The sequence below is a fragment of the Pseudanabaena sp. BC1403 genome, assembly GCF_002914585.1.
GTDB lineage: Bacteria > Cyanobacteriota > Cyanobacteriia > Pseudanabaenales > Pseudanabaenaceae > Pseudanabaena.
This window is the reverse complement of record NZ_PDDM01000012.1, coordinates 140,227-159,958: the sequence shown is the minus strand read 5'-3', so window position 1 is coordinate 159,958 and position 19,732 is coordinate 140,227. Positions and strand designations below refer to the sequence as shown.

General features: G+C 40.9%; 26 protein-coding genes. 19 read left to right on the top strand and 7 right to left on the bottom strand.

Annotated features, from left to right (window positions below; translation table 11 throughout):
- The first annotated feature begins 189 nt into the window (after positions 1-189).
- Entirely contained in the window at positions 190-441 is a 252-nt protein-coding gene (locus CQ839_RS12870; RefSeq protein WP_103668680.1) for a DUF4926 domain-containing protein, read from the top strand.
- Here the strand turns inward: CQ839_RS12870 and CQ839_RS25705 are convergent.
- The gene (locus CQ839_RS25705) at positions 431-565 is read right to left on the bottom strand and encodes a hypothetical protein (protein WP_258040726.1); all 135 of its coding nucleotides are present in this window, start codon (positions 563-565) and stop codon (positions 431-433) included. The genes CQ839_RS12870 and CQ839_RS25705 overlap by 11 nt on opposite strands.
- A gap of 126 nt (positions 566-691) precedes the next feature.
- Here CQ839_RS25705 and CQ839_RS12865 point away from each other — a divergent pair, with 126 nt between their 5' ends.
- From CQ839_RS12865 to CQ839_RS12845, 5 genes are all read left to right on the top strand, one after another.
- Positions 692-1,009 (top strand): hypothetical protein, encoded by a 318-nt coding sequence (locus CQ839_RS12865; RefSeq protein ID WP_103668679.1) that lies wholly within the window; start codon positions 692-694, stop codon positions 1,007-1,009.
- Positions 1,010-1,086: 77 nt separating this feature from the next.
- A complete protein-coding gene (locus tag CQ839_RS12860; protein ID WP_103668678.1) occupies positions 1,087-2,610 on the top strand; it encodes an AAA family ATPase in 1,524 nt (507 codons plus the stop codon).
- Between the two features lie 174 nt (positions 2,611-2,784).
- A complete protein-coding gene (locus CQ839_RS12855) occupies positions 2,785-3,135 on the top strand; it encodes a DUF1257 domain-containing protein (protein WP_103668677.1) in 351 nt (116 codons plus the stop codon).
- A 156-nt stretch (positions 3,136-3,291) separates the two neighbouring features.
- On the top strand, positions 3,292-3,939 hold the full coding sequence (locus CQ839_RS12850; protein WP_103668676.1) for a Uma2 family endonuclease: 648 nt from the start codon (positions 3,292-3,294) through the stop codon (positions 3,937-3,939).
- Between the two features lie 73 nt (positions 3,940-4,012).
- Complete coding sequence (locus tag CQ839_RS12845) at positions 4,013-4,699, top strand: hypothetical protein (protein WP_103668675.1); 687 nt, start codon at positions 4,013-4,015, stop codon at positions 4,697-4,699.
- Between the two features lie 44 nt (positions 4,700-4,743).
- On the opposite strand, the gene CQ839_RS12840 is transcribed toward CQ839_RS12845, so the two are convergent.
- Positions 4,744-5,388: a 4'-phosphopantetheinyl transferase superfamily protein gene (locus tag CQ839_RS12840; RefSeq protein WP_103668674.1), complete on the bottom strand. Its 645-nt coding sequence runs from the start codon at positions 5,386-5,388 to the stop codon at positions 4,744-4,746.
- A 178-nt stretch (positions 5,389-5,566) separates the two neighbouring features.
- Between CQ839_RS12840 and CQ839_RS12835 the strand changes: the two genes are divergently transcribed.
- Positions 5,567-5,875, top strand: a complete 309-nt coding sequence (locus CQ839_RS12835) for a hypothetical protein (RefSeq protein ID WP_103668673.1) — start codon at positions 5,567-5,569, stop codon at positions 5,873-5,875.
- 41 nt (positions 5,876-5,916) lie between these two features.
- Here the strand turns inward: CQ839_RS12835 and CQ839_RS12830 are convergent, their stop codons facing one another.
- Both CQ839_RS12830 and CQ839_RS12825 read right to left on the bottom strand, forming a co-directional pair.
- Positions 5,917-6,192 carry a MoaD/ThiS family protein gene (locus tag CQ839_RS12830; RefSeq protein ID WP_103668672.1) on the bottom strand — a complete coding sequence of 92 codons (276 nt, stop codon included), beginning with the start codon at positions 6,190-6,192 and terminating at the stop codon, positions 5,917-5,919.
- A 111-nt stretch (positions 6,193-6,303) separates the two neighbouring features.
- A complete protein-coding gene (locus CQ839_RS12825) occupies positions 6,304-6,762 on the bottom strand; it encodes a hypothetical protein (protein ID WP_103668671.1) in 459 nt (152 codons plus the stop codon).
- Between the two features lie 106 nt (positions 6,763-6,868).
- Between CQ839_RS12825 and CQ839_RS12820 the strand changes: the two genes are divergently transcribed.
- Both CQ839_RS12820 and CQ839_RS12815 read left to right on the top strand, forming a co-directional pair.
- Positions 6,869-7,006, top strand: a complete 138-nt coding sequence (locus CQ839_RS12820; protein WP_103668670.1) for a photosystem II reaction center protein K — start codon at positions 6,869-6,871, stop codon at positions 7,004-7,006.
- Between the two features lie 304 nt (positions 7,007-7,310).
- Complete coding sequence (locus CQ839_RS12815; RefSeq protein ID WP_103668669.1) at positions 7,311-7,550, top strand: hypothetical protein; 240 nt, start codon at positions 7,311-7,313, stop codon at positions 7,548-7,550.
- Between the two features lie 72 nt (positions 7,551-7,622).
- Here CQ839_RS12815 and CQ839_RS12810 read toward each other — a convergent pair whose 3' ends face one another.
- Both CQ839_RS12810 and sppA read right to left on the bottom strand, forming a co-directional pair.
- Entirely contained in the window at positions 7,623-8,621 is a 999-nt protein-coding gene (locus tag CQ839_RS12810) for a 2OG-Fe(II) oxygenase (protein WP_103668668.1), read from the bottom strand.
- A 67-nt stretch (positions 8,622-8,688) separates the two neighbouring features.
- A complete protein-coding gene (gene sppA, locus CQ839_RS12805; RefSeq protein ID WP_103668667.1) occupies positions 8,689-9,699 on the bottom strand; it encodes a signal peptide peptidase SppA in 1,011 nt (336 codons plus the stop codon).
- Between the two features lie 120 nt (positions 9,700-9,819).
- On the opposite strand from sppA, the gene bchM reads away from it, so the two are divergent.
- The 5 genes from bchM (at position 9,820) to CQ839_RS12780 (ending at position 14,740) form a co-directional block, all read left to right on the top strand.
- Positions 9,820-10,527 (top strand): magnesium protoporphyrin IX methyltransferase, encoded by a 708-nt coding sequence (gene bchM / locus CQ839_RS12800; protein ID WP_103668666.1) that lies wholly within the window; start codon positions 9,820-9,822, stop codon positions 10,525-10,527.
- A 114-nt stretch (positions 10,528-10,641) separates the two neighbouring features.
- Positions 10,642-11,301 (top strand): restriction endonuclease subunit R, encoded by a 660-nt coding sequence (locus CQ839_RS12795; RefSeq protein ID WP_103668665.1) that lies wholly within the window; start codon positions 10,642-10,644, stop codon positions 11,299-11,301.
- Positions 11,302-11,521: 220 nt separating this feature from the next.
- The gene (gene hemC / locus CQ839_RS12790; protein ID WP_103668664.1) at positions 11,522-12,472 is read left to right on the top strand and encodes a hydroxymethylbilane synthase; all 951 of its coding nucleotides are present in this window, start codon (positions 11,522-11,524) and stop codon (positions 12,470-12,472) included.
- A 326-nt stretch (positions 12,473-12,798) separates the two neighbouring features.
- Positions 12,799-14,310: a threonine ammonia-lyase, biosynthetic gene (gene ilvA / locus CQ839_RS12785; protein WP_103668663.1), complete on the top strand. Its 1,512-nt coding sequence runs from the start codon at positions 12,799-12,801 to the stop codon at positions 14,308-14,310.
- 163 nt (positions 14,311-14,473) lie between these two features.
- A complete protein-coding gene (locus CQ839_RS12780) occupies positions 14,474-14,740 on the top strand; it encodes a hypothetical protein (protein WP_103668662.1) in 267 nt (88 codons plus the stop codon).
- Between the two features lie 63 nt (positions 14,741-14,803).
- Here the strand turns inward: CQ839_RS12780 and CQ839_RS25135 are convergent, their stop codons facing one another.
- Positions 14,804-14,947 carry a hypothetical protein gene (locus CQ839_RS25135; protein WP_181016191.1) on the bottom strand — a complete coding sequence of 48 codons (144 nt, stop codon included), beginning with the start codon at positions 14,945-14,947 and terminating at the stop codon, positions 14,804-14,806.
- Positions 14,948-15,636: 689 nt separating this feature from the next.
- Here CQ839_RS25135 and CQ839_RS12770 point away from each other — a divergent pair.
- The 5 genes from CQ839_RS12770 (at position 15,637) to CQ839_RS12750 (ending at position 19,727) form a co-directional block, all read left to right on the top strand.
- Positions 15,637-15,975, top strand: a complete 339-nt coding sequence (locus CQ839_RS12770) for a nucleotidyltransferase family protein (protein ID WP_258040724.1) — start codon at positions 15,637-15,639, stop codon at positions 15,973-15,975.
- On the top strand, positions 15,965-18,373 hold the full coding sequence (locus tag CQ839_RS12765) for a tetratricopeptide repeat protein (RefSeq protein WP_103668659.1): 2,409 nt from the start codon (positions 15,965-15,967) through the stop codon (positions 18,371-18,373). Before CQ839_RS12770 ends, CQ839_RS12765 begins: the two co-directional genes overlap by 11 nt.
- Positions 18,374-18,485: 112 nt before the next feature.
- A complete protein-coding gene (locus CQ839_RS12760; protein WP_103668658.1) occupies positions 18,486-18,707 on the top strand; it encodes a hypothetical protein in 222 nt (73 codons plus the stop codon).
- Between the two features lie 14 nt (positions 18,708-18,721).
- Entirely contained in the window at positions 18,722-18,991 is a 270-nt protein-coding gene (locus tag CQ839_RS12755) for a type II toxin-antitoxin system RelE/ParE family toxin (RefSeq protein WP_103668657.1), read from the top strand.
- A 136-nt stretch (positions 18,992-19,127) separates the two neighbouring features.
- On the top strand, positions 19,128-19,727 hold the full coding sequence (locus CQ839_RS12750) for a Uma2 family endonuclease (RefSeq protein ID WP_103668656.1): 600 nt from the start codon (positions 19,128-19,130) through the stop codon (positions 19,725-19,727).
- Positions 19,728-19,732 lie beyond the last annotated feature (5 nt).

The following is a 19,732-nucleotide window of genomic DNA, read 5'->3' as shown; positions in this document are numbered from 1 at the left end:
ACCAACTTGCTTGCTTTTCAGTAAGTACAATACTTGCACTCGTTCTTTATCTGAGCCTGTTTTCTGCCGCCCTAGCATCTCTTTTAGATCTTCTTCGCTTTCACTTATTTCTAATCTATATACCCCTGCCATTTTTTTATCCTCTTTCTCCTTTTTCTCTTATATCATCTGTTGCCTCTTCTTTGTGTTTTGGTATTAACAAGTTCAGTAAAACTTCTAGATGTCTTAGCTCTGACTATTGATCTTCCCCAAGATAATTTATGGAGAGGACAAGTTGGCACAGTCGTTGAGATACTTGCCAATGGTCAAGCCTTTGAAGTCGAATTTAGCGATCGCAATGGTCGAACATACGAGTCTCTAGGATTAACCCCAGAAGAATTTATGATCCTACGTTTCGAGCCAATATTACCTAATCCAAAATCTCAATTAGTCACAGCGTAGTCTTAGCAGGAATGTCAGTATTTGAGGCGATCTCGTTTTTTAGAGATTGATTTGGGAGCGATCGCTTTTTGATGGGTTTTATTTTCGGCGATCGCTGCCACGTTGACGGGTTTCCCTGCGGCATTGTCTACAGGGTTTATTTGTAAAGAAATATTAAGTTATTGCTGTCATAATGGCATGGAGCCTTGACAGCTTAAGATTCTACCTGTAACTTAATCACATACCCGGGTATTCACTGCTCTTAACCATTATGCAAGACAAGCAAAAGGTAACTTTTTATCTCCCCGAACGGCTACATCAACAGCTTAAGATTCGCTCTGCTATTGATGGTGATTCGATGTCAGACTTGGCTGACAAAGCTATTAGCTTTTACTTAGCCCATGCTGACATAGTTGAATCTTCAGGTGTCGGTCATACCCATCAAACTTACAACTGCCCGAGCTGCTCTCAAACAGTTGTGATCCGTGAGGGTGAACTGCTAGCGATCGGGGGCAACCGAACACAAGCAATCCCTGTTACTGTTGGCAAAGCTGACAGCCCAGACGAAGAGTTAGTTTCAATTAGTTAGATTAGCTCGACTGCACTTCCTAGAAATTTTTTCTGTAGACAAGGTGAGGACAGAGGCGCAAACCTCGGTATTACTATATGCAAGAGCAACTTAGCATTTTAATTCAAGCCCAATATCCCTTGATCTACCTCAATACACCAGAGGAAGATAGAGCAGAAAGGGCGATCGCAACCATTTCTCAACTCAAGCCAGTTCGACGCATGTTCACTTGGACTGTGACCCATGGAATAGTTGAGTACGGTCAAACTACTGGAGCAGCCCAACACAATACAGAATCGGCGGAAGCAGCTCTAAAATGGGTTATTCGTGCTGATCCGAAAGATCCCGCTATATATATATTCAAAGATGCACATCCTTTCTTTGATCATCCAGTTATTGTCCGTTGTTTACGAGATGCGGTTGCTAATTTCAAAGGTACTCAGAAAACAATTATTTTGATGTCGCCTATCCAAGTAATCCCCGTTGAGTTAGAAAAAGAAATCGTCGTACTCGATTTCCCTCTGCCAGATATGAAGGCAATTGAAGAGGTTCTAGACCAACAACTTGGACAGGTGCGCACTAAAAAAGTATCAGCTGAAACTCGTGAAAAACTAGTCAGAGCGACTTTGGGCTTAACCCAAGATGAAGCTGAAAAAGTCTATCGTAAAGCCCAAGTTACCAATGGCAAGCTGACTGAGGAGGAAGTTGACATTGTCCTTTCAGAAAAGCAGCAATTAATTCGTCGTAACGGCATTCTTGAATATATTGAAGATGAAGAAGATTTAGATGCTGTCGGGGGACTCGAAGAGCTAAAGCATTGGCTGCAACAGCGATCAAATGCTTTTAGCCAGAGAGCTAGAAATTATGGATTACCTCAACCCAAAGGAATGCTAATTCTCGGTGTTCCTGGTTGCGGTAAATCCCTAATTGCCAAAACAACTGCAAGGCTGTGGTCATTACCATTGATACGTCTCGATATGGGTCGCGTCTATGATGGCTCAACCGTTGGCAAGTCGGAGGCAAATTTGCGAAATGCCCTCAAGGTTGCCGAATCAATTTCACCGATGATCCTATTTATTGATGAGCTTGATAAGGCTTTTGCTGGTGGAGCTGGTTCTGCTGATTCTGACGGTGGTACGTCATCGCGCATCTTTGGTACATTCCTGACATGGATGCAGGAGAAGAAATCGCCTGTATTCGTGATGGCAACCGCCAATCGCATCGAAAAATTACCTGGAGAATTTCTCCGCAAGGGACGTTTTGACGAGCTTTTCTTTGTTGATTTACCTAACGGTGAAGAACGCAGAGATATCTTTAAAATCCATCTGTGCAAGCGTCGTCCAGATGTTGAAAAATTAGAAAGATTCGATTTTGAACAACTATCAAAAGTAAGTGATGGTTTTTCGGGGGCGGAAATCGAGCAGGCGGTAATTGCCGCCATGTATGAAGCTTTTGCCCAAGATCGGGAGTTTACACAGCTAGATATCATTTCGGCTGTGAAATCGACAACTCCCCTGTCACGCACGATGACTGAGCAGGTTGCTGCTTTGCGTGACTGGGCAAGAATGCGGGCTAGACCCGCCGCTACTTCAGTCGCTGAATATCAGCGTATGGAGTTTTAAAAAGCTTATTCTGCTGTTTTTGCAGGCAGCAGATTTAAGGCTAGATTCTAAAGATATCTTATTAAAAGATCTTTAGGCTAGCAGCTAACATAGGAGTAAGAACCACCAGTACTCTTATGTCTCACGTTCTAGTTAACAATTGCGTTCACAATTATTCACAGGAGCAAAACTATTATGTCTCATTTCAGCACTCTTCGCACAAAAATTACTGATGCCGAAGTCCTCAAGTCGTCTTTGCGCGATCTGGGTATCAGTGTTAACACTGAAGCCGATGTTCGTGGATACAATAGCCAACGCATTCGTGCTGACATCGTGGCAACTCTAGAAGGTGATTATGATTTGGGCTGGTCGCGCAATGCCGACGGTTCGTTTGATCTAATTGCTGATCTCTGGGGTGTTGCTAAGAAGCACAATCAGACTGAGTTGATCAACTCGATTAACCAGAAGTATGCTGTGAACAAGGCTTTGACTGAAGTGAAACGTCCTGGTCTAAGCAATGCCAATGTCAAACTCGTTTTGCAGTAAGGTACCGAATCTTGCGAGTTAATTATGCAAATTAACAGGCTAGTCATATCTTTGACTAGCCTGTTTTTTCTTTGTTAATAAAATAAAGAGGAGCTTTGCGCTCCTTTATTTGCTTAATTAAATTCCATAATTTCTATACATTGTGAGGGCTAAACAATGATTGTGGCAATAAAACCTAAACAACAGTGGCAGCAAGCAACTTGGGATGATTATGTGGCGCTGCGTGATGATGATAAAAGCGATCGCTGTAAATTATTTTTTGATAATCAACATTTGTGGGTAGAAATGGGTGCAGAAGGAATTAATCACGCTAAATTTGGCGATTTGTTTCCCATGATTATCGCTTTTTGGGCAATAAAATTTCCTGACATCAAATTAAGTACCTTTGGTGGATGCCAGATGGAAAGAAAAGGCAAGCGGGCTGTAGCTCCCGATATTGTTTTGTATGTTGGTGATGATGCGCCAACTTGGAAAACTGGACAGTCAAGATTTATTGATTTAGAACAGTGGCGATCGCCTGATCTTGTTGGTGAAATTTCGGATACGACTTTGGCGATCGATTTAGATGAAAAAAAGCGGCTCTACGCAAATTTGGGAATATCTGAATACTGGGTAATTGATGTGAGAGCTTATCGAATATTTGCATTTAGATTAGATGAAGAAGGGATTTATGAGGAGCGTGCGGTCTCTAAAGTCTTGCCAAATTTGGCGATCTCTTTATTGGAGAAAACGATGGAATTACTAGATACAAAAACTAATACTGAAGCAGCAATCTGGTTTTCACAGCAAATCCAAGATTTATGATGGCTGAGGATCTTCACATTTCTCGCTTTTAAATGTAATATATGGATACATAATTTAAGTTAACGTCGCCCCGATGGAAATTGCGATCTCCCTCTTGCAACATTACAGTTTTGATCTTGGTGGCTATACCATCAAAGATTTGATTCGTGCATGGAGTGGGTTTAAACCTGAATGGGTGCGTCAAGCTGTAATCGAATCGTTATTTCAAGGAAGATATAAAGCCGTTTCGGTTAATCAGATTTTGCATTTATGGGAACGCAAAGGCGAACCAAATTGCCGTTATAACCATGAATTTGAGCGCTTGGTGTGCGGTGATGTTGCTGTGATTTATGAAGATAGAATTTTTTACACCCCTCCTCGTACTTCTACTCGCGAAGCAGCGATCGCGGAAATCCCTTCATTTGCAAGCATTGCGGAAGCAAATTCACCACTACCATTTCCTGTCCGTCCAATGCTTGGAACTGCTAAAATCCCTCAAGTTTCGCCTCAAGTTAATCCAGTTGCGCAGCCTAAACCTCAAAGATACCCTATTCGTCTAACTACACCCTCAGGAACGACAGCCGCCGCAAAAGTTTATCCCACCGCCTCTAATACAGAGTATTCTGAAGTCTTTCAATCTGCCTATGAAAATATGACTTTGCTTGCCGAATCTTCAATGTTTGTTGATAAGCTGCGAGCAATGTGTAGCGATCGCCTAGTTCTTCCAATTCCTGAGATTAGAACTAATCTCGATAGGGAAGAAGTTATGATTGAGAATTAGATTCTGTTCAATCAAATTTAGTACTGAGCCCTATCAATAATTATCTACGCGATACACAATGCGGCAGCATAGTTTGAATCTATATTTAATTCTGGGGCTAGTAGTTTTAGAGTCCATTCTTTAATTTGCAAAGTCTTGCCGATAGGCATTTCTAGCAATGACGATACATCCACATAGTCAAGAATATTGGCAATGCCTTCTCCTGTTGCTTTGCCATAGGCTTCCTTGAGAGTCCATGCGTGATAAAAAGATAAGTACTTATTTCGATCGCTCAAGCTTTGAATAATTTTTTGCTCTGAAGGTAAAAAATAGCGTTCGGCAATACTATCAACATCACATTGAGGATTGATATATTCCAAATCAATTCCCACCTCGCGATCGCTACACACTGCATAGATTGCCCAATCTTGAGAATGTGACAGATTAAAATAAACATATTGGCTATTTTGAACGTATGGCTTTCCGCGATCGCTATAAATAAACTGAATTTTCTTGGGTTCGCAGCCTATCCTTGACGCTAGAATCTCTCGTAAATTACCTCTTGCGGCAATAAAATTACGTTTGAGATGTTCCTGTTTGAATCGATCCGCACGCGATCGCTCATCCGCTGAAAGAAACTGCCATAGACGATCGCACTCTGTTGCAGAGATGTCTAGCCTAGCTTGATAAAGTTGCAAGTCTGGAGACATGAGTGAACCCTAAAAACGATATGATCATGCCAAAATCAATACAATTCTAAAAATGGTGTTGCCATTTTTAGAATACAAAAACCTTACTGGGTTTGATTTTCAATTCTCGAAAGTCTGGTTACACTATCAAGAATTGGTATAAAATCTTTGAACTTGAGATGCGATTGGAAAAAACTCTATGAACTTGCCCCTAGTAATCGGTGCATTAATAGTCTCTTTACTGCTGTTGTGGTGGTTGCTGAGCGTGATTAAGGCTAGCTTTAAAACTGCATTTTTAGTAGTTGCCGTGATTTTTGCAATTCAGGTATTGACTGGTGTTGGTCCCCAGCAAATTTTCGCTCAAGTCGGTCAATGGATGGGCGACTCAATGGGAGGCTTGGGAAAATGGTTACAAAATTGGGGTGACAAGGGCAAGGTTGACCCAGATAGTAAGAAGCAATCATTAGTTTGGATGATGCAAATTGCGATCGCCTTAATAAATCCATGAAACAAAAAAAGGGATGCTTTGCATCCCTTTTTTTGTTGGGACTAGCCTCCTGCGATCGCAGGAATGATGCTTACTTCATCGCCATCATTGAGGGCAGTATTGGCTCCATCTAGAAAGCGGATATCTTCGCTGTTGACATAAAAATTAACAAAGCGGCGGAGATTGCCTTTTTCATCACAAATGCGAGCTTTGATACCTGGGCAACTAGTTTCGAGCGAATCAATAATTGCTTGAACGGAATCACCAGTACACTCGACAGTAGCTTGATTGTTAGTCAATTGTTGGAGTGGAGTGGGAATTAAAACTTTAACGGTCATATTTTTTGTGTCAATTCAGAGAACTTTAGACTTTTTTGGACAGTCATATAGAGGTGGCGCAAAACTCCGCTTCTATGTGACTGGATTTGTTATATTTTAACGCGAGTGCGATTACCGCCTAACTTTGCCTGCAAATCCCGAAGCTTTAAATTGCTTAAGCTCTAAAGGTTCAGGCTGTTCAGCAGGAATCGCTACCATAATTTGAAAGTCGCTATTGCCTGCGGGAATCTCCTCAACAGCACCCAGTCTCGCTCTTTCAGGCATAGCATCATTGCCATTGGCATCATATATACGCCCAAAAATATCGGCATTGTACACAACTTTGCCTGAAGGATTGGTTGCATTTCCTTTGATCATGTAGCACTTTGCCGACATCACGCCACCGCCTAGCACCATGTTTTTACCAGCATCGCCAGTACATGACTCGTAAGTAACATTAGTCAGCTTTATTTGCACTGCCCAAGCAGGTGCACTAATGGCAAAGGTACAAATACATAGTAGGAGAGACAAGACGGTAGCCTTACAAACCTGCAATAATTTTTTGAGATTTTCAGTCTTTGCGATCGCCATAAATAAACCTATTTTATAAACCCTGTAATAAAAAAATTTCAGAAAAAAGAATGGCTTCTTTGACGTGGTAAAATTCATCTTAGCTCTTGAAGGAGGTCTATTTTTAATGCCACTTAGTCTATTGATTGCAACATTACCTGAAGCGTATAGAATTTTCGATCCACTGGTAAACGTTCTTCCCGTGATTCCTGTATTTTTCTTGCTACTCGCTTTTGTATGGCAAGCTTCAGTCGGTTTCAAATAGGTTTCAATTTAAGTCTTAACTTAATAAAAAAACTTATAAAAACTTTTAAGTACACCTAGTACATTTCTACTGATTCATTTATAAAACAAAAACGATATAAGCGATCGGGGTAGCGGCAACGTTACCCCGATCGCTTTATAAGGTGTTCCGCTTCGCGGTACACACTTATAAAAGGGCTAAAAATCGCTTTATAAGGTGTTCCGCTTCACGGTACACACTTATAAAAGGGCTAAAAATCGCTTTATAAGTGTGTGCCGCTTTGCGGCACACACTTATAGGCTAAAAATATTATTTTTAATAAAATATGGAAACCATCGGACGTTGGACGAACAAATTTTTGATGTTCAATTTGTTCTTAGTATTTTTCTTCTTTGCATGGCTGCTAGTTGCTCTTGGTGGCGAAACCCTAAAAGTGAATCTTGGCTTGGAGCTATGGAGGCAACTATGGGAACCATTGATTCAACCTGTACTAGGCATCGTTATGGCTGGTGCGATCGCTAGTGGCATAATCTCCAAAGTTAAACAAAAACTAGCTAAACCATAACAACAACAAAGAAGTAAAGATATTATTTTCGAGTTTTCAGCGCTGTAGACTCTGAAAACTCGAAGAATCGGCTTAGATATGCCTCACCCAACCATTAATCGTGAAGCGACTATCAGCAAAATATTCCGTTGGGCAACTCACAGGTAATACTTCATGCATACATCCGCTTGGGAAAAAGACAATCGTGTTATTAGTGGGCTGAATCACTTTGCGGGAGTCTGCAGCAACGTAATGGCCATTTTCGATTTTACTGTCATAGATTACTAACTCGCCACCAGTGAAAGGTTTAGGCTCGCGACAGTAGTAATACACATAGGTAAGTACTCTTGTTGCACAGTCTGGACTGCCGTTATCATTATGAATTTTGTAATAATTGCCGTGATTATGGGCAGTCATTTGCGACTCAATTTGCCCAATCGCAAAGTTATTTATATCTAAGTGAGTGATGATTTGAGGTGTAATTTTTCTTACTAGATTAATCATAAGTTCTGAGAACTCAGGGAAGTGCATCAGATAAAATGAGCGCCGATAGTTGGGGTCAGCAGCTGAGTTAGTGGTGGGGATAAACTCAGGTTGTTTACTAATGCTATATCGCAATAAATCGTTTAGTTGATTTGGCGTAAGAAAATCATCAATTAGTGCATAGGGAGATGGAATGATTTCAGGATCTGGCGGAATCTTTAAGAGGATTGACTCTCTAGTTGTGGATGGTTTGGGGTCTTGAATAGCAGGAAGATAAGCTGGTATTTGAAGAGAACTATTATTAGTATTTACGAATACATCTGTTTTTTGCCTAATAGCCCAAAAGCCTTTTCCAAATTGACGATCAACTAAAATACATTCAAAGTTTCGCCAAGAAAACCTATAGTCTTGAATTTGAGATGATACTTCTTTATTCAGTCTTTCAACGAAGTTATCATCAAGACTTAGTAAAATCTTAAGCTCATCGGTTGAAATCCAAAAATCTGACTCAGCAATATGTTTTACATTGTCAAGCTGAAGAATTAAGTGCTCGACTTGATAACTAGTATCTTCAGAAATTGTTTTGGATTTCAGATGCTGGGCTTTCATAAATTTAAACAACTACTTTTTGACGCTTTAAGCCATCTAATAACTATGTAATATGTCTCAAGCCACTTTAATTAAACCAGCTTGGCATTAATAAAATTGGTGGATCGTAATTTCCTGCTTGCATATTGTGACCTGTTAGTTTTGAGGTTAGCTGATCAGCGATCGCACCAGAAATATTGCCAGCACCAGCAATATCAAAAAATGGCAAGGCAATACTAACACTAGTTTGACTGAGCAATTGATCTAAAAGTCTTTCAAAGGAAGCAGGAGATTTACGAATTGGTAATTCGCTTTGCTCTGGCAACTTGAATTTTTTTCTGGATAAATCACGTAAATCTGCGATCGCTGTATCCAAAGTTCCTAAGGCATCAACCAGTTTATTCTCTTTAGCTTGTTGTCCCGTATAAATGCGTCCGTCCGCCAGCTTGCGCACCACTTCTAAATCTAGTTTGCGCCCCTTGGATACATCGGTAATAAATTCTTGATAGGTACTTTGCAACAGTTCTTGCAATAGGGCACGCTCTGGATCACCTAGCTCACGAAATGGCGAAAAAATATCTTTGTAGGGGCCAGTTTTAATCGTTTGGGATTGGATACCTACGCGATCTAGTAATTCCTTGGCATTAAACCCACTCAAAATTACGCCGATACTACCTGTCAATGTGCCAGCATTGGCATAAATTTTAGTTGCTGAACTTGCTGCATAATAACCACCACTAGTCGCCTGATCGAGCATACTCACCACAACGGGTTTTTTCGCGCTCAAGTCCTTAACCGCTTCGTAGAGTTCCTTGCTTGCGCCGACGGTTCCTCCAGGGCTATTAATTGATAGCAATACACCCTTTACAGAGTCTTCTTCGATTAGTTCGCGCAAGCGATCTCGTACTGCCATCGCACCCGATGATGAAGCCCTTGCTCCAGAAATTGCACCATCTAGGGAGACTAGTTCAAGGCGATCGCGATCGAGTACTTTCTTTAAATTTAAAGCTTCATCCATTTGGCGGCGCTGAATACCAAATGTGGCTGAGATAAAGCAAACGGCGACTAAAACGAGAGCAATGATGCGATTGAGTTGCATAGCAAATTTTTCTGGCGGCTGCTTTAGTTTAGTATAAAACCTAGATAAGGGGAGGCATCGCTTCGTGCTGCTTCTCCTTTCTAGGTTAAAATCATCTTTTTGTAAGCTTTCTTCACAATCATGGCTAATAAAGCACTCAACAATACATCAGCTAAAGAATCCCCCAAAGACAAAGAAATAGTTCGCGATTATTTTAATTCCACAGGCTTCGATCGCTGGCGACGGATTTATGGTGAAGGTGATGTCAACCGAGTGCAGCAAGATATTCGGACTGGGCATCAACAGACCGTCGATTATGTATTGGATTGGTTTAAAAATGACAAAAATGCCCTAGGACAAACCGTCTGTGATGCAGGTTGCGGTACTGGTAGTCTCAGCATTCCCCTCTCGGCAATGGGTGCAAAGGTATATGCCAGTGATATTTCCGAAAAGATGGTAGGTGAAGGCAAGAGCCGAGCTGCCGATCCTGAAAACCCGATCTTTGAAGTCAAGGATTTGGCAGCTTTGTCTGGAGAATATGACACTGTAATTTGTCTGGATGTATTGATCCACTATCCCGATCGCGAATCAGAAGCGATGATCTCCCATCTAGCTTCTCTTGCTAAATCTCGTTTAATCCTCAGCTTTGCCCCTAAAAATCCTTACTATGTATTGATGAAGAAAGTTGGAGATATGGTTCCAGGCCCAAGCAAAGCGACTCGCGCTTATTTGCACAAGGAGTCAGATGTGCGCCAAGTTCTGAAGAAGTTAGGTTTCACGATCAAACGCAAAGAATTTACAGCTACCTCATTTTATTTCTCTCGTCTGTTTGAAGCTGTCCGCAATTAAAATAAATCATAAACCGCAAAGAGTGAGATGCGGCGCGAAGCGCCGCATCTCACTCTTTGCGGTTTGAACGGATCAATCTCGTATAATTTACAAAAGGATTGCCAAAATAAAATTATGCCTGTCCTCAATGCCAGTACCTTGACCCTAGATCAAGTTTATGTTCACCTCAAATTCCAGAAATTACCCTATAGCTCTTTTACATCTTTACTTCAGTTAGAGCCATTGTCAGAATTTGAACGAGTTGAACTTAGCCAGATTCGTATTGATTTTGAAAACTATCTTAACGATGGAAAAGTGCTAGAAGATATGGTGATGGCGCTGACGGTGATGCCATTGCTGAGGCTAGCAGGTTTTTATCGTGCGCCGATCAAGATGCGAATGGAACAGGAAATAGAACGCATTAATCTTGAAGATGGTGATATTAGCATCACAGGTAGATTAGACCTGATTTGTATTAATAAAAATCGTCCGACAATTAATGATATTGCTTTTTGGATTTTAGCGATCGAGGCAAAAAATACGAGTATTAGTGCATCGGAAGGGTTGCCACAATTACTTACCTATGCATACAAAAGTTTGGAACAGCAAAAAACAGTCTGGGGATTAACTACTAATGGAGTGTATTACGAATTTTTCTACATTCAGCAAAATTCCCAGAATGCTTCATCTCCAACTTATCAACCATTGCCATCACTCCATCTAATGGAGCCTGAGTCTTCAGAAAAGTTACTGCAAGTTTTGAAAGCGATTTGCAAATTGCAAAATTCCATATAGCTACCGAAAAAGAGAGTTGCGGTGCGGTGCGCTGCAACTCTCTTTTTGAGTTAAGAATTCTTTACACTTTAAATTTAAGCGATCGCATAGAAATAGCCGCAAAACCTGTTTGAATAGAAAATAGTGCTTTTAATTAAGTATGGTTAGCGCTACGCGCCACCCGTACTCATCTTTAAATTCTGTTGTTTTTTATTGTTTTTCATATTATTTAGTTTGTCCTATGGTCGCATCCTCCACAGTTCGCATTAGTTCTCGCAAAAGTCAGCTAGCACTGGTACAAACCCATTGGATACAGGCTGAACTAAGCAAAGCACATCCTAATCTCCAGTTTGATGTCGTCACCATGAGCACACAGGGTGACAAAATCCTTGATGTTCCTCTTGCTAAAATCGGCGACAAAGGTTTATTTACCAAAGAATTAGAAGTCTCAATGCTGTCTAAGCAGTCAGACTTAGCAGTGCATAGCCTCAAAGATCTACCAACAAATTTGCCTGAAGGTCTAATGCTTGGTGCTGTAACTGAGCGCGAAAATCCTGCCGATGCCCTAGTTGTTCATGAAAAGTTTAAGGACAAAACCCTCGAAACTTTGCCATCAGGTACTGTCGTTGGTACGTCTTCACTGCGTCGCTTAGCTCAGTTGCGCCATTACTATCCTCACCTTACCTTTAAGGATGTACGCGGGAATCTCAATACTCGTCTGCAAAAGCTAGATTCTGGTGAATATGATGCACTAATTCTCGCTGCCGCAGGTTTGCAACGTTTAGGAATGGGCGATCGCGTTCATGAGGTAATTGATGCTGAGATTTCTCTCCATGCCGTCGGACAAGGTGCTTTAGGCATCGAATGTCGTGCTGAAGATCCAGATATCCTTGCTTTATTTGCACCAATCAGCCACTATCCCACCACTCAACGCTGCCTCGCGGAGCGTTCATTCTTGCGCGAACTGGAAGGTGGATGCCAAGTTCCTATTGGGGTGAATACTTCCATTAATGCTGACAAGCTCACATTAAAAGGAATTGTTGCTAGCCTTGATGGTAAAACTCTAATCAAAGGAGAAGTCACTGGTGATTTAACCAAACCTGATGCGATCGGTCTAGAGCTAGCCCATCAACTCAAGGATAAGGGCGCTCAAGATATTCTTAACAAGATTTTTGCAGAAGTTCGTTCTTGAGGATGAGTCCCTTACTCAAAAAAGCAAAGCGCCTGTTTAGCGGGCGCTTTGCTTTTTTGGGGTAAGTTTCTGATTAAAGATACGAGAAAAAGAGTAGAATTATAGCTCACTAAACCAATTTTTTATAGTTTGCAGTCTCTCATAGCAGCAGTTCTCATTATAAAAATCGGTTGTTTGAAAGCTCGCCTTTGGCGAGCTTTCAAACAACCGATTTTGGTGTTTCCAGCGCCTTCGGCGCTGGAAACACCAAAATCGGTTTCATAATGAGAATTGCTGCTCTCATAGCGTAGCAACCTATAAAAATTAATAATTAAGTTGATAGCGTTGTGCAGACTGACTATTTAGAACGTATCCTCAAAGCTCGCGTGTACGATGTCGCGCAAGAAACACCATTAGAATTTGCCCCTAACCTATCGGCGCGATTGAATAATCGGTTGCTGCTGAAAAGAGAAGATATGCAATCAGTCTTCTCTTTTAAATTGCGTGGAGCTTATAACAAAATGGCGCAATTATCTCCTGACTTGCTTTCTCAGGGTGTGATTGCTGCATCGGCAGGAAACCATGCTCAGGGAGTCGCCCTCAGTGCTCGCGAGTTAGGGACAAAAGCAATTATTGTCATGCCAGTGACTACACCACAGGTAAAAGTGAACGCTGTAAAAATGCGTGGTGGTGAGGTGGTCTTGCATGGTGACACCTACGATGATGCCTATGCCCATGCAAGGCAGTTGGAAGCAGAGAAGAATCTCACCTTTATCCATCCCTTTGATGATCCTGACGTGATTGCAGGACAGGGAACAATTGGCATGGAGATTTTGCGCCAATATCAGAAACCAATCCATGCGATTTTTATAGCGATCGGAGGCGGCGGGCTAATTTCAGGAGTGGCAGCTTATGTGAAGAGATTACGACCTGAAATTAAAATCATTGGTGTAGAGCCAGTTGATTCTGATGCGATGTCCCGATCGCTACAGGCTGGACATCGAGTGCGTCTAGATCAAGTTGGTCTATTTGCTGATGGCGTGGCGGTGCGCGAAGTTGGGCAAGAGACTTTTCGACTCTGTCAGCAATATGTCGATGAGATTTTGCTAGTCGATACTGATAATACTTGTGCGGCGATTAAGGATGTTTTTGAAGATACACGCTCGATTTTAGAACCTGCTGGCGCTTTGGCGATCGCAGGCGCAAAGGCATATGTCGAACGCGAAGGAATCGAAGGACAGACTTTAGTTGCGATCGCCTGTGGCGCGAATATGAACTTCGATCGCCTGCGATTTGTTGCTGAACGAGCGGAACTAGGCGAACATCGCGAAGCGATTTTTGCAGTGACGATTCCTGAACATGCTGGCAGTTTGCGGAAGTTTTGCGAGCTGATGGGCAAGCGAAACTTAACTGAGTTTAGTTATCGGATTGCTGATCAGGAAATTGCTCATATTTTTGTAGGTGTGCAAATTGTCAATCGGGCTGATGCGGCAAATCTAGCAATCACTTTTGCGGAGAATAGGTTTACTGCGATCGAGATTACCGATGATGAACTCACGAAGCTACATCTACGACATATGGTCGGAGGGCGATCGCCCCTTGCTCATAATGAGCTTCTCTATCGCTTTGAGTTTCCTGAGCGTCCAGGTGCATTGATGAAGTTTGTCGGATCGATGAGTCCTAATTGGAATATTAGCTTGTTCCATTATCGCAATAATGGTGCAGATTATGGAAGGATTGTTGTCGGTGTGCAAGTACCTCCGTTAGAGATGGAAGAGTGGCAAGCATTTCTTGATACTCTTGGTTATCGCTATTGGGACGAAAGCCAAAATCCAGTCTATAAATTGTTCTTAGGTTGAGTTGTTTTTGGCTTTTTTACACCTTCAAAGAAAAGTGCGATCACAGTCAAAATCATTATTCCTAATCATTTCCAACAAAGGATTTGCTAAACAATTTGAAGATGTGTAAGGAATAGAGCTATCTAATTTGTTATCCTGAAGATTACCTGTTGTCATAAAAACTATGAAAGCCTACGAATTTTCTACTACGATTACACCTGATGGGAAGCTTGAGTTACCAAAGCATCTGAAAAATTTGCCGAAACAGCCAAAAGTTAGGGTAATTGTTTTGATTGAAGAATTAGTAGATATTAATTTAGAAGATCAGGATGAAGTCTTCGATCCAAGTCCAGAACAAATTGCGGCTAGTCTTTATAGAGCACTACATGAGGTAAAGACAGGACAAACAAATCCAATTTCTCAACTTTGGGATAGTCTGGATGGAAACTAATCAGCCTACGGAAATTGAGGATATTGTTGAGGCTTTTATGTGGCAACAAGAGCAATCAGAAATTTAGGAATTGCCTTTTGAGCCATTGTTTAAGCCTTCGATAAATAAAGTGATCGCAGTCATCATCATTAATCCTAAGCCTGTCCGCCAAAGGATTTGCCAGATGAAGGGGAGATAGGTGAAGAGTAGTGAGATCGCGCCAAACATGGCTGATATGCGGAATGCGAGAAATACGCCAAAGACAAAAAATCTAAATGCGCTATCAAAGACTTTATAAAAATTAACAATCCAATAATATTGCAATTAAAAAAATCTGTGATAAGATTTTTGACAATACAATCGGGTTAAAGTAAAGATTTTGCCTTTACTTTAACCCTGACCCTCTAGCCCTATGTGGCAAAGCTAGCAAGCTTATGACACTATATAACAAAACAGTAGAGGTGTACTTATGATTCAATTCTTTGGCGGGTTATCGGCTCTCGTACTTGCTTTTGGAGTAGCTTACGGTTCAATAGGATCACAAAACATTCCCGTTGTAACTACAACTCTTATGGCTGTATTAGGAGCAAAACTAACCGAAAAGGACTAGATGAAGGCTCAGTTAGAGAATTACAGGCGGGTAAATGTTCGTAGCATTTACTCGCTTTTTTATGTAAAATACCCTAGCTATATTTTTGCAAGGAATTTGCATATTTTTGCAAGGAATTTGTATGAGTTGATGTTCCCTCTAATTTTGATTTAGATAAACCCATGTATCCCCTTGATTTACCCTTGGTTTCGGCTTAGATAAACCCATGTATCCCCTTGATTTACCCTTGGTTAAACACTGGAATAGCGATTGCAGCCCGAAAAAACACCTTATAATACCAATAAGCAAATTAGCGAACACCTTGAATGTGACACTTTCGGGCGAGTCCAACACTATTACTGCATCGGTTTTGCGCTGTGGTGAGGTCATCAGTACCTTGCGCCAACAGCGTGAGGCGATTTGTGCTTTTCTTGCTGCGTCACTGTTTTTGTTTGGCTCGGTGGTACGAAATGAGGCTAAGGTTAGTAGTGATGTCGATCTATTAGTGGAGTTTTCGCAGCGTGTTGGTTTGTTTACTTTGGCGCGATTGCAAATTTATCTCGAACAGTTATTAGGTTGTGCGATCAATTTGGGTACGCCTGACTCGCTCAAATCCTATATACAGGATTTAGTACTAGTAATAGAGGGGGCAAAGCGTGTCTTATAAAGCTACAAATTGGGATGAATTTATCGCCGAGATTGCAAAATCAAAAATATCAAGCCCAAGGCTATACCGAACTTTCACTTTAGTATTTAGTGAAATAGGTCGTAGTAAAACGCTTGAAGAATGTTCTGAAAAGCTTCTTGAGCAGCCTGTTAAAACAATAGGAGAGCATTTACGAGAAATATACAAACTTTTTGATTCTGATTATCCAGACCTTAAGAATCAAGGTAAGGGTAAAAGACAGGCATTAACTGAATGTTTGTTGAAACTTTATGAAACTCAGAAGGTTTCAGACAATATTAGCGATCGCCCCCAACCCTCAACTAATCCCCAGAATATCCCTACTCCCGAATCAATCCCAGAATTAACAACCCTTGAGTTTATTGGACGCGATCGCGATTTAATTAATCTCGCAAACCTCATCAGACAAGCCAAAATAGTCTTAGTCAAGGCTGGGGCGGGTGTGGGCAAATCAACACTAGCGCGGGAGTTTTTGCAGACGCAGTTTAAAAAAGTGATTCGGATAGAGATGGGTTTGGAGTCGGGGAACGTTACGCCTGCGGAAGAGAAGGTGTCGCAAATCTTGCGGAAGGATTTTGATGAGGAGCCTAGTCGGGATTTTGGGATTAATTTGGATATTTTGAGAGAGAAGTTAGCGGATCGGGCAAATCCCATCGGAGTGCTAATCGATAATCTCGAACCTGCGCTAGATGAGAATTATCGCTTTCGGGAGAAGTTGCGCGGCTATGATGCTTTATTGGCGGTATTAGGCGATCGCGATGCTTGTTCATTTACGCTGATCACTAGTCGGCGATCGCTGATTGCTCAACGGGTAAAGGTACATGAGTATTTACTGGAGGGGTTAGACATTACGGCATGGCGGCAATATTTTCATGATTGTGAGAATGGGGTAGATTCGGAGGCACTATTGCAGATGCGTGATGCCTATAACGGTAATGCGAAGGTAATGGATATTCTGCATGGTGCGATTAAGAACCGTTTTGATGGCAATATTGGAGCCTATTGGAGTCGATACAAGGATGCTTTGCTGGCAGATTCGGAATTAGAAACTTTGATTTCGGTGGAAATGGATTTGTTACGAGATAATCAACCTGATGCTTATAAGTTAATCTGTCGGATGGGTTGCTATCGTTATCAAGATGTAAAAACTGTTCCTTTTGAGGGGGTGATTTGTTTGTTATGGGATGTAAACGAGTCTCAAAGGATTGGCGTTATAGATTATTTAAGTAAAACTTCTTTGATTGAAGTTAAAGGTGGATATTATTTACATTATGCTGTTCGCGAAGCTGCAAAATTACGTTTGCGAGAGAATAGAACAGATTGGGAAACCGCAAACCACGCATCAGCAAACTTTTGGACTAATAACGTTCAAACTGTTGAAACAATTGAAGATGCATTTAAAGCATTTGAACCATATTATCATTATGTATCGATTAATAGGTATGAAGATGCAGCTTTTACCATAATAAAAAAAAGAGCAAATAAATGGGACTCTCAAGAGTTACTTGGCATGTCATTTTATAGGCTAGGATTATTCCAACAAATGATTACTGCAATAAATCAAATAATAGATAATATTCACAGAGAGGATTATTTAAGCGAGATTTACAGTATATTAGGCTCTCTTTATTGGATGACAGGTTATATCAATAAAAGTATTGAGTCTAATCTTAATTCGGGTGAATTGGCAGTAAAACTAGGTAACAAAACACTTGAATTTCATGTATTATTTAATATGGGACTATGCAAATTAGATCTATGGGAACCCCAAAAAGCATTAGATTTCCTCTTAAAAGCTGACGCAATAGCTACCGCGAATAAATTCACATCCAATGAAGCAAATTCGGATGGTGGGAGATATGCTTACTTAGCATTTTTAAGTTCCGTTTTAGGGTTGAGAGAACAGGCATTAGATTTTATAAAAAAATCTCCCACTAACGTCTATTTTAATCAGCAGGGAATTGGATCTGTATGGTCTAATATCTACTCATCAATACTTTTAGGTTTAACATTTAAAAGATTAGGAATGACTCAGGAAGCATTGGAGAGTTATTATAAGGCTATATCTTATGCTGATGAGACTAACTATACTCAAGCAAGAGCCAAAGCACTAACTGGAATTGCAGAGATTTATCGAATACAGCAAAATTTTGACATAGCAATTGTTTGTCATATAGGGTCAATAGAAATACTTAATAAACTTAGAGCTAAATGTGATCTTGCAGAAGCATATTTTCAACTTGGGCTAACATATCAGGCAATGGGAGAACATGACCAAGCAGAAGAATATAAAGCAAAAGCACTACAACTTTTCGCGCAAATGGAAGCACCGAAACAAATCGAGAGAGTTAACCAAGCCTTTGGAGGAAACATACAATGAATACTCAAATAGTTGACGCGATTTAAGAGAATAGTTAAGCGCATGAGTAACACAAAGACTTTTGATACAATGAAAGCAGATTTCATAAAAAACATTCACCAAGGTAAATGTAATGCCCCTATTAAACGTTGAGTATATAACCAACCAAGAAGGACAGCCCACCGCAGTTGTCATCCCCATCGAGATTTGGCGGCAACTTTTACCCATCGACAATATCTCTCTAGAAAATCTTAGCGAAGCTATAGAAGATTATTGTCTTAATAAAGCAATGGACGAAGGCAAAAACACTCCTCTTTATTCCCATGCAGAAGCTCTAGCTTTTTTAGAGGATTAGATTGGAAGACTAAAATGGAAGTTAAGTATCGTCAGTCATTTTTGAAAGATCTCAAAAATCTAAAAGGCACATCAGTATATCAACGCATCTCTGAAATTACCTTTACAACTTTACCTGAAGCTCAGAGCTTGCAGGAACTACCAAACATTAAAGCCATGCAAGGATATTCAACCCGTTACCGCATTAGAGTCGGTGACTATCGCATTGGCATAGAAATTTCTGACAACACAGTAGAAGTCATCCGCACATTACACCGCAAAGAATTTTATCGTTACTTTCCTTAGAAAATGACTACGAGTTTAATTAGCATTAAGTCAGTACTTAACGAACTCAATCGAGAGTTACAAGAGTTTTATAGCGATCGCCGCTAACTCAAGGTATAAAATAGGAGATGTCAAATATTACTGACTGTCTAAGATCATGACTCTTGCAAACATCCCCCAAACAGTCATTACAATAGAGCCAGTAAATCTCAAGCGTTGGAGAGTACAGGACTATCATCGCATGAGTGAGTTGGGGCTTCTCAGTGGCGAAAAAACTGAACTAATTGCTGGACAAATCACGCTAATGGAAGCCAAAGGAACGCCCCACGTCACATCATTACATTTACTTGCCAATTTTTTGCGCGATCGCCTCGGCACTTCAGCATTAGTTCGCACCCAAGATCCAGTTCATCTAGATGATTTCTCAGAGCCAGAACCAGATTTAGCGATCGTCCAAGGGTCAGTTTTAGATTATGTTGAACAACATCCACGTCCTGAGCAAATTTATCTCGTCGTAGAAGTTGCCGACTCCACTCTAAAACAGGATTGTGAAATCAAAGATAAGCTCTATGCTAAAGCTGGTATCGCTGACTACTGGGTACTGGCTCCCCAAAAACGTCAACTGCATATTTTCCGTAAACCAACAGCTATAGGATACACCGAACATTTAATCCTTTCTGAGCCCAGTCAAGCTTCTCTTTTAGCATTTCCTGATTTTGCGATCGCTTTAACTTCTATACTCCCTCCCATTTCATGAGGTAA